The organism is Bradyrhizobium sp. IC3195 (assembly GCF_020193585.1).
Classification (GTDB): Bacteria; Pseudomonadota; Alphaproteobacteria; order Rhizobiales; family Xanthobacteraceae; genus Bradyrhizobium; species Bradyrhizobium yuanmingense.
The window spans coordinates 1-14,077 of the sequence record NZ_JADYVG010000046.1; the positions used below are offsets into that span (position 1 = coordinate 1).

General features: G+C 58.6%; 8 protein-coding genes and 7 pseudogenes. 8 read left to right on the plus strand and 7 right to left on the minus strand.

Annotated features, from left to right (window positions below):
• Positions 1 to 303 (minus strand): annotated as a pseudogene (locus tag I6F09_RS36630) (transposase); the annotation flags it as partial.
• A gap of 582 nt (positions 304 to 885) precedes the next feature.
• Between I6F09_RS36630 and I6F09_RS36635 the strand changes: the two are divergent.
• Complete coding sequence (locus tag I6F09_RS36635) at positions 886 to 1,068, plus strand: hypothetical protein (RefSeq protein WP_225129232.1); 183 nt, start codon at positions 886 to 888, stop codon at positions 1,066 to 1,068.
• Positions 1,069 to 1,703: 635 nt separating this feature from the next.
• Here the strand turns inward: I6F09_RS36635 and I6F09_RS36640 are convergent.
• A pseudogene (locus I6F09_RS36640) lies at positions 1,704 to 2,715 on the minus strand (IS110 family transposase).
• An 89-nt stretch (positions 2,716 to 2,804) separates the two neighbouring features.
• Positions 2,805 to 3,074, minus strand: a pseudogene (locus tag I6F09_RS36645) (transposase); the annotation flags it as partial.
• Positions 3,075 to 3,154: 80 nt separating this feature from the next.
• Here I6F09_RS36645 and I6F09_RS36650 point away from each other — a divergent pair.
• The 4 genes and pseudogenes from I6F09_RS36650 to I6F09_RS36665 form a co-directional block, all read left to right on the plus strand.
• Positions 3,155 to 3,400: pseudogene (locus I6F09_RS36650) on the plus strand (IS110 family transposase); the annotation flags it as partial.
• A 19-nt stretch (positions 3,401 to 3,419) separates the two neighbouring features.
• Entirely contained in the window at positions 3,420 to 4,109 is a 690-nt protein-coding gene (locus I6F09_RS36655) for an IS110 family transposase (RefSeq protein WP_225143829.1), read from the plus strand.
• 512 nt (positions 4,110 to 4,621) lie between these two features.
• Positions 4,622 to 4,978 (plus strand): hypothetical protein, encoded by a 357-nt coding sequence (locus I6F09_RS36660; protein WP_225129228.1) that lies wholly within the window; start codon positions 4,622 to 4,624, stop codon positions 4,976 to 4,978.
• On the plus strand, positions 4,975 to 5,544 hold the full coding sequence (locus I6F09_RS36665) for a hypothetical protein (protein WP_225129226.1): 570 nt from the start codon (positions 4,975 to 4,977) through the stop codon (positions 5,542 to 5,544). The genes I6F09_RS36660 and I6F09_RS36665 overlap by 4 nt, the downstream gene beginning before the upstream one ends.
• 41 nt (positions 5,545 to 5,585) lie before the next feature.
• Here the strand turns inward: I6F09_RS36665 and I6F09_RS36670 are convergent, their stop codons facing one another.
• From I6F09_RS36670 to I6F09_RS36680, 3 genes and pseudogenes are all read right to left on the minus strand, one after another.
• The gene (locus tag I6F09_RS36670) at positions 5,586 to 6,884 is read right to left on the minus strand and encodes a hypothetical protein (RefSeq protein WP_225143831.1); all 1,299 of its coding nucleotides are present in this window, start codon (positions 6,882 to 6,884) and stop codon (positions 5,586 to 5,588) included.
• 1,115 nt (positions 6,885 to 7,999) lie between these two features.
• Positions 8,000 to 8,758, minus strand: a complete 759-nt coding sequence (locus tag I6F09_RS36675) for a glucose 1-dehydrogenase (protein WP_225143833.1) — start codon at positions 8,756 to 8,758, stop codon at positions 8,000 to 8,002.
• 1,271 nt (positions 8,759 to 10,029) lie between these two features.
• Positions 10,030 to 10,854: pseudogene (locus I6F09_RS36680) on the minus strand (IS701 family transposase); the annotation flags it as partial.
• Between the two features lie 85 nt (positions 10,855 to 10,939).
• Between I6F09_RS36680 and I6F09_RS36685 the strand changes: the two are divergent.
• The 3 genes and pseudogenes from I6F09_RS36685 to I6F09_RS36695 all read left to right on the plus strand — a co-directional run bounded on the left by I6F09_RS36685 (position 10,940) and on the right by I6F09_RS36695 (position 13,344).
• A complete protein-coding gene (locus I6F09_RS36685) occupies positions 10,940 to 11,392 on the plus strand; it encodes a transposase (protein WP_225143897.1) in 453 nt (150 codons plus the stop codon).
• On the plus strand, positions 11,389 to 11,745 hold the full coding sequence (gene tnpB / locus I6F09_RS36690; protein ID WP_225145743.1) for an IS66 family insertion sequence element accessory protein TnpB: 357 nt from the start codon (positions 11,389 to 11,391) through the stop codon (positions 11,743 to 11,745). Before I6F09_RS36685 ends, tnpB begins: the two co-directional genes overlap by 4 nt.
• Before the next feature lie 122 nt (positions 11,746 to 11,867).
• Positions 11,868 to 13,344: pseudogene (locus I6F09_RS36695) on the plus strand (IS66 family transposase).
• A gap of 14 nt (positions 13,345 to 13,358) precedes the next feature.
• On the opposite strand, the pseudogene I6F09_RS36700 reads toward I6F09_RS36695, so the two are convergent.
• Positions 13,359 to 13,889 (minus strand): annotated as a pseudogene (locus tag I6F09_RS36700) (transposase); the annotation flags it as partial.
• Between the last annotated feature and the right edge of the window lie 188 nt (positions 13,890 to 14,077).

Sequence of the window (14,077 nt, forward strand, 5' to 3'; positions counted from 1 at the left end):
GCGTGCTGGAAGAACTCTTCGCCGGTAAAGTACTGGAAATATGGGTCGTGGACCCAGCGCTCGCACACCCCCCTCATCGGACAGCCCGTAAATGTGCTTGAGCAGCAACAGCCCGATCATGAAGCGGGTTTCAATCCCCGGTCTGCCGTTCTCGCTGTAGAGCGGGGCAATCTCCCCGTCGATCCAGTCCCAATCGATCCTGCCGGCAAGCAGAACCAACTCGTGCTTCATGTTGATGATCTGATCCAGCCGTGCCCGGAACAGATCGTTCGATCCCGTCGTCTTATGCTTCTTCGGCCGCATCGTCCTCCGGCGCACCACAGAAGCACGGTTCACAACGGAGAGGAATCCACAAAACGAATTTGCAAGGTTTGCGGCGTCCAAGCATCAAATCCCTGCAATCTCAAACGCCATCAAATCCCAGAAACAGACTCCCGCTCAATCGCTTAGAGGCTTGTTCACGGGCGACAGTGTAAGTCGCACCATGGATGCGCGATCCCTCCCAGCGTCGCGCAGAGTTTGCTGCTGAGACACTGAATCGGCGCTGGCTTGCGACTGTTATGCCCGAACCATCAATGACAAGTTGGATCCGTGCGCCTCAGCTCCCACAACCTGCTTGGCAGCACAGCCGAGAGTTTTCCCAGAGCATCGTGTCCGGATTACAACTAAACAATTCGCGTGACATAGCGACAGCGTGCCCTTTTTTTTGGCACCGACAGAACCACCAGCGCCGAGCTCTCCAGGTTGCGGCGTCGACGCAGCGTGCCTGTAGGTCATCAAGAAGACGACATTTGACTCGTGCTGCCAAGCAAAAGCGATCTGACGATCTGTTCGAATTCGACCGCGAAAGTGCACTGTGCGTGGCCGCCGGCACGGACGCACCTGATGCGCAATTCAGACGACCGGCTCTACTTGGTCGAAGAGCAGCACGAACCGGGAGAGCGTGAGGTCGTCACGGCGATCAGTCAGAAGCGTGCAGTGGTTTGGCTGATCGCCAACCCGGCCCGTCGTCGTGGTGCGGCTGCCTCTGATCGTAAGCACGCCGAACGCCCTTTGTCTGGTGTCTAAACGTCTTCATTGTTCTCGAGGCAAGTGGCCCAGGCGGGCTGCGTTTCGTTGGGTGAATTGCTACGCGGTCTCCTCAGCTTTCAGTCAGCTAGCGCCGATACAAAGCCGATGGGTTTGGCGAGGCGCGGCAGCCCGCTAAACTCGACGGCAGCGTGGGTGTAGCAGGATACGGGCCTTCATGCCTCCCTGGCTAACCGACTCCGAGCCGCGCCCGCGCTGCTTCCGACTGGTGGGCCGGGATCAAGTAGTTAGGCTCGTCCTCCGACGACGATGATCTCCCGGCCTGCTTCTTCCGCTGCTTTGAGGCTGGCCGGTGTGGGAGTTGGCGGCTCGTGGCAGGGACAGCTGACCTTGCCCCCATATGTGGAACGGCCCGCGAGGCAAGAGCTTTTTCAGTCGATTTCACACATTGGGACGGTGCGGTTATATGTCCGGCCTTTGCGCGCGGCACATGGCCGCTGGCCTCGATGAGATCCGCGAAACGAGGAGCCAAATCAAGTTTGCGCGCTTGAGCGCATTGGGGGCAGTGGCTTCACTCGTCTCGGGATTTCGTCCCATGGGTTCATCGCCTGTCGTTGCACCTTGCCCTCTGCCGGCCTGCGCCGGTCAGATCGTTGTGACGGTCATTGCGTTCATCAGTCGGCTACCGCGGTAATCGCCAGTGGGTCGGGACGCCGATAAGTCCCGCCCTTGTTTAGAAGCGCCCAGATGATCCGCGCCGTCTTATTGGCCTCCGCGACCGCGACAACTTTGAAAGGCCGTCTGGCAAGAAGCGCCTTCAGCCACGGCCGGCTCAGCGCGTCGTTTCGGGCAACCCGCAAGACGGCCGTTGCCCCGACGACGAGGAGAGAGCGGAGCTCCGGATTCCCCATCTTTGATATCCGCCCCAGCCGCTCTTTGCCAGCCAGGCCGCGAAGTGGCGAGCTGACGTGAACCCTCCGGGGTCTGGCACAAGCGCCTTAATGGTCGCCGCTGTAATGGGGCCGACGCCAGAAATCGTGGTCAACCGACGCATGTCCTCGTCGCGCTTGCCTCCACAATAATTGCGCGCTCGAGCCTGTCGATCTGGTCCGCTGCAGCTTCGATCTCATCGGCAATCGCCATCAGGGCGAAGCGCGCCGCTGCGGGCAGGCGGACATCTGTCTTGTCCCGCACGATCGCAATCAGCGCCTCAACCTTTGCCATGCCGGCGGCGGCGATGATCCCCAATTCGGCCAAATGCGCGCGCAGCGCGTTAACCGTCTGCGTTCGCTGCCGCACTAGAAGAGCGCGGGTCTTCAGCACCATCGCGGCAGCCTGTTGCTCGGCTGTCTTAATCGGCACGAAGCGCATGGTCTTTCGGGTCACCGCTTCGCTGATGGCCTCCGCGTCCGCCGCATCCGTTTTGCCTCGCTTGACGAAGGGTTTAACATAAGCCGGGGGAATGAGCCGCACCTCATGACCGAGAGCTGCGATCTCGCGCGCCCAATAGTGGGCGCTACCACATGCTTCCATCCCCACCAGGCACGCTGGCAGCTTCTCAAAGAGACGCAGAACTTCGCTGCGCCGTAGCTTCCGGTTGAACACGGGTGAGCCCTCGGCATCCGCCCCATGAACCTGGAAAACGTGCTTGGCCAGATCCAGCCCAATGGTGATAACCTGCTTCACGGAACGGTCCCTCCTTTGTGGTGTTCGAACAACGACCACGTTCTAGCACTTTGATGCTGTTGGAGCGGGCCGTTCCACCACATCAAGTTTTATCCATTCCTGAGTTCGCTCCGGTCGTTGGATTTGCCCGGTTGGGCGGTGGGAGCGACGGCAGCTGGCGCGGAGCCTTCGGCATAGCGCAGCGCCAGATCCCGGCGCGGGTGACAGGTGAAGGCGAACTCGGAGGGCGTTTTCCATCCGAGCTGCGAGTGGGGTCGGGCATCGTTGTAATCGGCCCGCCAGCATCCGAGAGCCATGCGAACCTGGGCCACTGACGTGAACAGCGTCTCGTTCAGCAATTCATCCCGCAGCTGGCCGTTGATGGGGAAGACGGCCCCGCTCCCTCGGCGCCGGCGATATACTGGCGATGGACGAACCCGCTTACAGGAGCAATTGACCAATGGAAGCCGCAACAATTGGGTTGGACATTTCGAAGCACGTGTTTCACATCCATGCAGTTGATGCCCAAGGCCAAGTGGCCGGTCGCCAACGCCTCCGGCGAGGCGAGATCGTGTCGTTCTTCTCCTCGCTCGCACCTTGCCTGGTCGGCATCGAGGCCTGCGCGACTGCTCACCACTGGGCGCGGGAGATTCGGCAATTTGGGCACGATGTCAGATTGATTCCGCCAGCCTATGTTAAACCCTACCTACGAAGAGGAGCCAAGAATGACGCCGCTGACGCGGCCGCGATCTGCGAAGCGGAGTCGTCCCAATATGCGGTTCGTTCCAATCAAGAGCGCCGAGAACCAGGGCTTCTTGATGCTTCATCGTGCAAGAGGCTTGCTGGTCCGCCAACGCACCATGACAGCTTGCGCCATTCGGGCTCACTTTGCTGAGTTCGGAATCATTGTCGGGCAAGGCCGGCAACGGGTGGACGGTCTGGTGGACTTGTTGGATGACGAGGAACTGACGCTACCGGCCCACGCCCGCATCGCGCTGGCCGTCCTTGTGAGCCAGCTGAAGGAATTGGACCGGCAGGTCGAGGCCATTAAGCGCGAACTGGCTGAGATCCAGCGAGTAAATCCGATGGCGAAGTTGCTGTCCTCGATTCCCGGGATCGGTCCCATTACGGCCACGGCTCTCGCCGCGACCGTGCCGGACGCGACCATGTTCCGCTCCGGGCGGGAGTTCGCGGCCTGGCTTGGCCTGACGCCTAAGCAGAATTCCACCGGCGGGAAGGATCGACTCGGCCGGATTACGAAACAGGGCGATTCCTATCTCAGGCACTTGCTTGTCATCGGAGCACGCAACGTCGTTCGGTACCCAAAGGCACGCGGCTTCTTTTGCGGATCGCGAGTGGCGCGATCCAGGCAGCGTGATCTCCTTTTGATGATACCCGCTGCGCGACCGATCTGATTCCACATCAGCGAAATTCTGGGACTGTAGGAAAACAAGTTTTTCACAACTTCAAACTCAGCAACGGATACATAGGAGGCAGGGACGGGGGGCATGGGCCGACCAATCCTGGTAGGCGCCTGTTGGTCTTTTCGGGGATACAATCCGGGACCCTTGTGTGGGAAAGATATGACTGAACGGCGTGTGCTCTGGTTGTGTTGCGGCGTCGGCTTCTGTCTCGCCTGCCAGAGAGGCTAGCGTGCGGGCGACGAATTCGCGCAGACAGCAACCGCGTTATCAGTTGGGGGGGGCAAATCCGCTGGACGAGCACTGGCAGAAAGCAAACCCGCTGCTTCCGCTGGTCTTGATCAGAGCTTGCGATACGAACCAAGATCTTGGTCTGCGGACGTGGTTTGTTTGAACCGGCTCTGGTGTAGTTGTGCAGGCTGGATGAAACTCGTGGAGTAATCTAGAAAGGCTAAGTTATGGCCACGCCACATCTAATGCTTCCAATCGAGGTATCGGCGGACCTGATGAGGCATCTGTCGCCAGATCGCGCGCAGGCGGTAGTTGACATCATTAGAAACTCCTCGCCATCTCTCATAAGCCAAATGAAATCTTTGAGGCTCATTCTCGGCGCCGATGTGAACGCAGTCGCTCTTGAGGACAAGGTGCCGAGTTCAGGCTCCAAAATGGATCGCTACGACTGGTTCTTCTTGGTCCAGCGTATCCAAAAAGATTCAGACCTTGCCGGATTGGTGGCGCTTCTTCGGACTATGAGTGGATGCGCCGCACTTGTAAGCTCCAAGAGCGTCCTAACAGATGTTGAGGAAGCGATCCTGGGCGAGGCCGTTCAATCGATTGTAGAAAACTACGGAGAACGAACATGACTGGCCCTATGAAGTACGAGGAACTTAGGAGGGCCCATGCCGGTGAAGCCCTCACCAACTGGATTACTGGTCATCAAGGCTTGTTCGTACTCTGCCGTGAACTCGAGCGCAGCCTCAAGCTAATGGAACGTGCTATTTCAGCCGACAATCATGTGGCCACTGCTCGTCAGTTTCAGCGGTTCTCATCAATAACCAGGGCGTGTGCAGTCGCGTTCAAGGTTGCCGGCAATATGTCCAGGAACGACTACGAGAAACACGTGGTCGTTCCGATGCTCGGCGTGGATGAGGCCTTCACAGGACTTTGGGCTCGCGACCATTCCTCGATGTTGCAGCAACTGCGTTCCACCTTTGCGAAGTTGCGCGGCTTCGAAGCGGAACGAGCAGCCATAAAAATGCTGACCGCCGTGATGGTCAAGCAACACGAGCGCGTTTGCGAGCGCTTTGCGAAGGGCCGGCCCAGTCTGAACGCTCAAGCCCGAAGCGGAATGGCAGCGGATCGTCCAGAAGGCTACTTGCTTATTCGTGAGCGATTTGGACCGCGGCACGTGCAGTTGATCGACTCATAGCGAATATGATCGGCCACCTGGAGTGAGCAACACGCTCCCGATCAATGGTTCGCCGAACTAGGCGCCGTTTGGCTGCCAATGAATAAGCCGGCGTCAGTCAACGCTTTTACGTAGGTCTCGTGATGGTGAAAGTCGTGCTTGAACTGCTCAAGGTTGTCGAGCTCATCATGCCAATTTTCTGCTGATAACTCTCCTTTGAATGTCGATTTCAGCATCTGCATGATGGCAGCTCGTTGCTCGACCGGAAGCTTGGCAATTGCCGAGTTTAGATATCCACCCGGCCCGAGTTTTACCTCAGTTGAGGTATAAACACCGGCCGCACGAACAGCGTCGATCTGGATCGGTAGGCTCACCCTGCAATTCGGGAATATCCATGCGCGGTAGCGATGCAATGCGAGAAAGTAGATCGATGCGAAGAATGCAAAATAGCCGTCGATCGGAAGAGTGCGCGCTGGTCTTTTGTCGGTGCGCGGCGTAGTAATGTTGTTCCAAGTTGGCATGCCTACGATAATAGGATCACCGGGCTGGTACGAACTTTCCAGATATCGGGCGTGATCTACGGTTGCAATTATCTCGAACCCGATATTTGGATTTAGGCCTAGCATTGCTCCAACTGAAGCCGATAAGCCTTCCCGTAGCGCGCGATCCTGGCTCTCCAACCGGAAGCGGTATCCATCACCATTCTTCACGACCTTGTAGTTGTCATCGATGCCGCGAGCCTTGGGACCCTTCGTAATGTGGGAGTTATAGACTTCATGGTCATAAGTCTCCTGCCACATGATGATGCCGTCAGCGCCGGCGTTCTTCAGGCTTCTATAATGCCGTGACGTCAGCGCCATCGTGCAAAACAGTACTCTGTTTGCGAGACTTCCGCCCATTATCTGCCTTACTCGTTGAACAAGGACGGGAAGCTGATCTCTTACGAATTTTACATCATCGCCACCAACAAGTTCGATGTGCTGGAAACCCTTCGCGAGTAGGTACTCAACCTGCACGACAATGAGCCGCTCGTCCAGGCTTATCCGGCGCATCTCATTGTTGTCGGAGCGCCAGCCACAGAAATTACAATCAGACGCGCAGCGATTTGTTACCTCCACCGGTGCCATCGAAACAACCAAGCCGCCATAAATCTTGCGACGGACAAATTCGGACTTTGCAAGAACTTTGTCGCGAATGGCCTGGAACTCGGTTGAGTGGATCGCGTTCACGAGTGAATTGAGCTTCGCGTAGCTGAGTGACTCGCTCTCCGCTTCCTCCAGTATTGCCTCGACTTGCGGCACTGTTGGGATGTCATGATTCTCGGTAAGGTCGAGAAAACGCTCGCGGTCGATTTTATACATGGTTCACGCCCTGTGAAGGCAAATGCTGTTTTCGGTCAGAGCTCAGAGTTCTTGAATAGTTCGGCAAGCGCAAAGTGGGCTCCCAGTTTTAGGAGTAAGGCCCCAGGCAGCGCCATCAATCGAATTGCCGCCGACGAGTAATTGTGATGGAAGCATCATATGGCTGGAATCATCTACTACCAAATGTTGTAGAGTTGAGGTCCCAAGGGAGAACGACCAACTGTGCCGCGGAATCTGCCAGGAGAAATCGCCCTTCGCAGTGCTTCGACCTCGCTCGAGGGACATTCACTCGACATCGTCCGCTTCGGGTTCTATCGGTATCGTTGACGGCCTCGAAGCTCTGCGAGCCCTTCCCTGTTGCGGATGATCAATACACTCCGCGCCTCCGGCGGGTCGAACATAGGGCGATCAGGCCAGCCTAGCTGTCCTCTCACCGATGACATTTCTAGTGAGCGGAACCTGCGACTTGTCTATCAGGCGCCGACACCGCGAATTTGGTGAGACCCTGCGCGGGACTGCCGAACTCGCCGTCGATCGTCGCGGACACGCCGCGGTGAGCTGCGTCATCCAACTACAACAGCGATTGTGAGAAACTTCACGATACAACCTCGGCCTGAGGCTTAGGTTAGGGTGCATCGAGTAGTGCTACGGATGTGCTGGCCCCTATTTGGTCACCACTTTGCATGTCCCGCAGCGATAAGCGATCGAGGCATCTTCGGGTTTCGCTTCCCTCGGAGTTTCAAAAGCGGGAGAAGCACATGGTGGGACGTCTTCCAGAACGTCGGATTGATCTAAAAGCGCGGCTCGAGAGTGGCGGGCCGCGCAAACGTCTTGCCATAGACGGGGGCGGAATCCGAGGGGGCCTCTCGTTGAAAATTCTAGAGGAAATCGAGCGGTTGCTAACCAAGGCAAGCAACCGCGCCAGACTGTCGTCTGGCGGACTATTTCGACTATGTCGCCGGAACCAGCACCGGCGGCCGCGCCGGAGAGCGCCGCCAAGTCTTGCTGTCCACACCAGCGGGCTTGCGGGGGCGAGCATAGGCTTCGTAGTTCCCACTGCTGTACTACATCGCAACCTCAGATCTTGTTTTATGTGACAATTGATCAGCTGCTAGTCAGAAGATGCTTTCGGGCGCCTGACACTTGTACGGGACGCCGATCGTCAGACCGCCATCGACGACGATTTCGGAGCCCGTAAGATAAGAGGACTCGTCACTGAGCAGGAACAACACTACCTGTGACACTTCCGGCGGCTCGGCTGCCCGCCCAAGCGGAATGGGAAAACTGGAAGAATCGAAGTCCTTTGTCATCCAGGTGTTGATTAACCCCGGATGGACTGAGTTTATTCGAACCCCAGACGCAGCGGCCTCCAAAGCAGCGGACTTGGTAATGCCCCGCACGCCGAACTTGGAAGCAACGTAGGCGTGAAGCCCTGCACTACCCCTCAGCCCCTCGACCGACGAGATGTTGACGATCGAGCCTCCGCCCGCGCGGCGCATGGCCGGCAGGGCAGTCTGCATTCCCAAAAATACACCGGTGAGATTGACAGCAAGGGTCTTCGTCCACTGCTCAAGCGGAAACTGCTCGATAGGAGCAATACTGACTATGCCGGCATTGTTGACGAGGCCATGCAGCGCGCCAAACTTGCTCTCCGCAGCCGCGATCGCTTGGCACCATTCCTCTGGCTGAGCGACGTCTTGACGCAGATAGATCGCGGATGTGCCAAGGCCGGCCGCGAAAGCCTCGCCTTCTTTACGAAGAATATCGGTGATCACGACTTTAGCTCCCTCCGCTACCAGCAGGCGCGCATGAGCGGCCCCCATCCCTCGAGCCCCGCCGGTCACCAGAATGACTTTTTCGCTGACACGTCCCATAATTTCGCTTCCTCGAGAGTGTGTGGGTGCAAGGTCTTTGCGACATCCACTATGCACTATGTCAATCGCCCCCTGGTCGATCTGCTGTGTCCCGCTGCGATGCCCAAAGGCTGTGCGTAGTGCCGTGTAACTCGGCGTGAAAACCAACTCGATAACGATTCCACGTCGTGGACACGCGTCCGCCGTTCATACATTACCGTCGGAGTGTTGAATTGGCATCATGACATTGGGCCACCTTGTTGAGCCCGACGAATCACGACCGAGTTTCCTCCGGAAGATGCGCGTGGACTGCAGGCGACGCAACGCCGGTTCCGCACAGATGCACGTACTGAGCTCTTCGTGGCTGGCCGCGGGAGTGGGGCGCAGAACGCATGAGGTTCTCCGAGTCTTGCGAATTGGAGTATCCATCCTGTGCAATCGACGCGCCGAGAATCTCGTACGAATGCAAACTCACGCAACTCTTGCACAGTTGCTACAGCTGTTCCGATCTTCTTACGCGACCTGGGTATCCGCTAGCATGCGTTTCGGGCCATGCACAGCGATAGCGTTTCGACATTAAAGCTTAGTCGAGCCTCCCAAAACTGCGAGGCGTGCGAACTCGTCATGCGTTTATGTCCCAATTGATCATGTCGGACTTTCGACATTCCGCGTGGCCAATCAAACAAGGGGGAAGGCAACAGCAGAAGAGGCGACGGTTGTCGGCGGCCTTCTCGTACATCTTCATCCGAGCGAGTCCTCTAACACCGAATGAGGTGCTTGGCATCGACGTTGCATGCGACAGATAGAGAGGCCTATCGAGTTATCATCATCGTCGGTGAGCATACTTCACGGGAATGAACGCACGATCGTCAAGCTCATTCTGCACCACAGAATTGAGGTGCAGCGCGCAGAACTGTACGCGTCGTCGGCGAGACGATCATGATCAGCGCTCTATGAGCCGAGGGATCACCGAGCTGCATTGGAGGTTGCATCATCGAGGTTGCATCATCACAGTCTCTTCAGGATGCTTCAAAAACCGAGCACTGTTGCTGAGATGAGTTAGCTGAATCTACAGTTGCGTCCAAACACTCCAAGAGCGAGGAGGAATGCGATGCCCGAGGTAAAAGGTATTCCTCTTGATGCGCCTCTCTACCGTGGGAGCAGAGACCGTGGCAGCGCGTTTCTCGGCTGCCAAGCCATAAACCTTGTATTCAGCGTGGGGAGCGAGGTGTCCTCTCTACTACCGAAGGGATTAGCACTACTTTGGCAGATTTGGTTTGTGCTGTGGTTTTTCACAAATTCGTCTTCTGCAGTGCGGGCATCGCTGCGATGGCGGCCGGAGAATGAGATCGACGATGGCGTGGCGTACGGCGGGCATGGTTGGTTGAGGCGGAGGCCCATTGATTCTTTTTTTTCCGTCCCGCATGTGCGAGGCGACGGTGCTGCAAGAAGGCGTAGGCAATCATTGTCATCAGGGCGTGGCGATGAAGACCCTGCCATGATCGCCCTTCGAAGTGATCAAGCCCAAGCTCCTCCTTCAACTGCTGATGCGCCTGCTCACAAATCCATCGTGCCTTGATGGTGGCGGCCAGTGTGCGCAGATCCGTCGCCGCAGGGAGGTTGGCGAGATAGTATTTCTTCTCCCCTGAGGCACGCTGCTCGCCAATGAGCCAAGCTTCGTCGCCCGGGAGATGCTGCTGACCCTTATCCCAGATTCGCTGCGGAGGGCCGTCGGCGGTGCGGACACGGAGAGCAGCAAATCGGGCTTTCAGCCGACCTTTCGTCCCGCTGCGCCAACTCACGGTTTTCCATTTGGCGCTCGCCAGCATGTGTTCTGCCGCAATTGATAAGATATCCGGCACGTGGTGCTTTCGTGGTTTCCCGCGGACTTTGGTAATCGGCCAAATGAGCTTCACATCAACCGGATACACCTTGAGGTGCCGAGGGATGCCGACGGCCCAGGCCAATCCGCGTTCTGTTAGCCCTTGTCGAAATGGTGCGCTGAGCCCGTATCCTGCATCCGCCAGCACACATCCAAAGCGCACGTTGGCTGCCATCGCTCGATCAACCTCAGCCAAAGCGATTTCTGGCTTGGATCTTGCCGTTCGGTGTTCGATCGTAAGCGCCGTTCCGCTCCCACCTTCTCACGGCACATGGGATAGGCGAGTTTCACGATCTCTTTGAAGGGATCGGCTTGTGTCTATGCTTGACCATACGCTTAAGTCGGACGTGACGGCGCGCCGGCTGGAAGTGATCACGGAGACGGGACGCCGTCGTTGGTTCTCCAAGGACGACAAGGCCCGGATTGTCGAGGAGACGCTGGTCGCAGGCGCGGTCGTTTCCGAGATTGCCCGGCGACACGGGCTGACCCCACAACAAGTGTTCACCTGGCGCCGGCAAGCACGCCGGCAGCCGGCGCCGATGGCGGACGATCCGCAGTTTGTACCGGCGGTGGTAGACGCCATGGCACCAGTCGCGGTTGCTGGCCATGAGCGCAAGACAGCGCGACGTAAGGCCAAGCCGGATGTCGGGGCTCGCCGTTGCGATGCCGGGTGCATCGAGATCGAAGCCGAAGGCGTCACGATCCGGGTCGGCCGAGGCGCGGACGTGGCGATGATTGCGGCCATCCTCCATGCGCTGAAGGCAAGCCGGTGATCGGCCCGTCCGGAACTGTCCGGGTGATGGTGGCAACCAAGCCGGTCGACTTCCGCAAGGGAATGGAGGGCCTGGCTATGTTGGTGCGCGAGCACATGAAGGCCGATCCGTTCTCGGGTGCTGTTTATGTGTTCCGTGCCAAGCGGGCGGACCGGATCAAGCTGATTTTTTGGGATGGTACGGGTTTGTGCCTGTTCGCCAAGCGGCTCGAGGAAGGCGTCTTCCGCTGGCCGAAGATCGAGGACGGCGTGATGCGTTTGTCGACGGCGGAATTGTCGGCGTTGCTCGAAGGGCTCGATTGGCGGCGTGTTCACGCGGCACGGGAGACGGTCGTCCCGACGCAAGCCGGATAATTGTGGGCCGCGCTGCGGCGAAGTGAATCAGGGGCATCGAGCACGTCGTCAGGCGGGCGCGAATATGCTCTGATTTGCCTGTGAGCGATAACCTTCCTGATGATCCCGAGACGCTGAAGGCGATGCTGCTGGCCGAGCGGCATGAGAGCGAGCGGCTGCGCCAGATCATCAAGGAATTGCAGCGTCATCGCTTTGGCCGCAAGGCAGAGTCGCTTCCCGAGGAGCAGATGCTGCTAGGCCTCGAGGACGTCGAACAGGTTGCGGCCTGTACAGAAGCCAGCCAAGACGAGACAGCTCCGGAAGGCCGGGCCGAACGGGCGCGCAAGCGCCGCAACAATCGCGGAGCACTGCCGGCGCACCTGCCGCGGATCGAGGTCGTCGTCGACATCGACGACAAGATCTGCCCCTGCTGCCAGGGCGAACTGCATCGGATCGGCGAGGACAGGAGCGAACGGCTGGACATGGTGCCGGCGCAGTTCCGCGTTGTCGTCACCCGGCGCCCCAAATACGCCTGTCGCCTGCGAGGACGGCGTCCTGCAGGCCGAGGCTCCGGCCCGGCTGATCGAGGGCGGACTGCCGACGGAGGCAACCGTCGCCCAGGTTCTGGTGTCCAAATATGCCGATCATCTGCCGCTTTACCGGCAGGCCCAGATCTATGCCCGCCAGGGCATCGCTCTCGATCGATCGACGCTGGCGGACTGGGTAGGGCATGCCGCCTTCCATCTGCGCCCGCTGCATGAGCGCCTTCTCACGGTGCTTCGCGCGAGATCCAAACTGTTCGCCGACGAGACGACGGTGCCGGTGCTCGATCCTGGTCGAGGGCGCACCAAGACCGGCCAGCTCTGGGCCTATGCCGCCGACGACAGGCCCTGGGGCGGCCTCGATCCGCCCGGCATCACCTATGTCTATGCACCCGACCGCAAGGCCGAGCGGCTGTTCAGCCATCTTGCCGGCTTCAAGGGCGTCCTGCAGGTCGATGGTTACAACGCCTATCCAAAGCTTGCCGAGCGTGGCGAGGTCGAGCTTGCCTTCTGCTGGGTGCACATGCGGCGCAACTTCTACGAACTCGCGACAGCCGGACCGGCGCCGATCGCAAGCGAGGCGCTCAAGCACATTGCCGCATTCTATGCGATCGAGAAGGAGATCCGCGGCCGCAGCGCGGAGGAGCGCCGCCTCGTGCGGCAGCAGAAGAGCCGACCACTGGCCCATGCCTTCGAGGTATGGCTGCGCGCCAAACTGGCTCTCATCAGCCAGAAGACCAAGCTCGCCGACGCCATCCGCTACGCCCTCTCGCGCTGGCAGGGACTGACGCGCTTCATCAATGACGGCCGCATCGAACTCGACAACAATACCGTCGAACGATCAATCCGTGGCATCAAGCTCAGTCGCAAGAACGCGCTGTTTGCCGGATCCGACGGCGGTGCCGAACACTGGGCTGTCGTCGCGTCCCTGGTCGAGACTTGCAAGCTCAACGACGTCGATCCGCTCGCTTATCTCACCAACGTCCTGACCAGGATCGTCAAAGGGCATCCCAACCGCGACATCGACCAGCTATTGCCCTGGTCCTACCGCGCTCAAGCCCTCAAAGCCGTGGCCTGAGCACGACGCTTACGTTCGATCGGCACCCGAGCACGCATCAAACGAGACACATTGCCTGTCCAACTCTCGGGCAGAAAGAGACGCAATGCGACCATCACGGGCACTTCGCCGCGCGCAAGGGTCAGCGACACCAGCGTTTGGCAATTTGCCGTTTTGCCAAGAGAGGACGCATATTGAGCCGCGACACCAACCGAGCGTTCGCCCTTTTTCGGCATTGCGGTGTCATCAATGACTAATACCGCATCCTTGCCGCCGACAAGCCGATCCGCCTGGTTGAGCAGCTCAGATTCCAGCGGTGATGCGTCCCAGACACCTTCGGCGATGAAATGGTGCAGCTGATCGTAGTTGCCGGTTGCAAGGCGTTCTGCCATCGGCTGAACGCTCTTGCGATCGCCCGGGCCGATCAATCCCGCAACGTACAGGGGACACATCCGCTGCCGGGTCTTATGACCCAACCGGTCCAGGAACGGCTTCAGCCAGCGTTCGAGTTCGTCTTCCCATTCCGCCATGGTCAGCCCTCCAAGAGCCGACCACCCATGAATCATTGAAAAATCGATTCGGGAATCCTAATAAAGAGCCCAAATCCAACAATCTGCCAAAGTAGTGCTAGCATTACAGTTGCATCTTCCTGAAGGTTCTGAATCCATGGGCGACCATGATTCGGGATCTGATGATTGGTGGCGCGTCAGTTGAAGATACGCTGACGCTGTGGGCTTCGGCGTTGCGAGATATC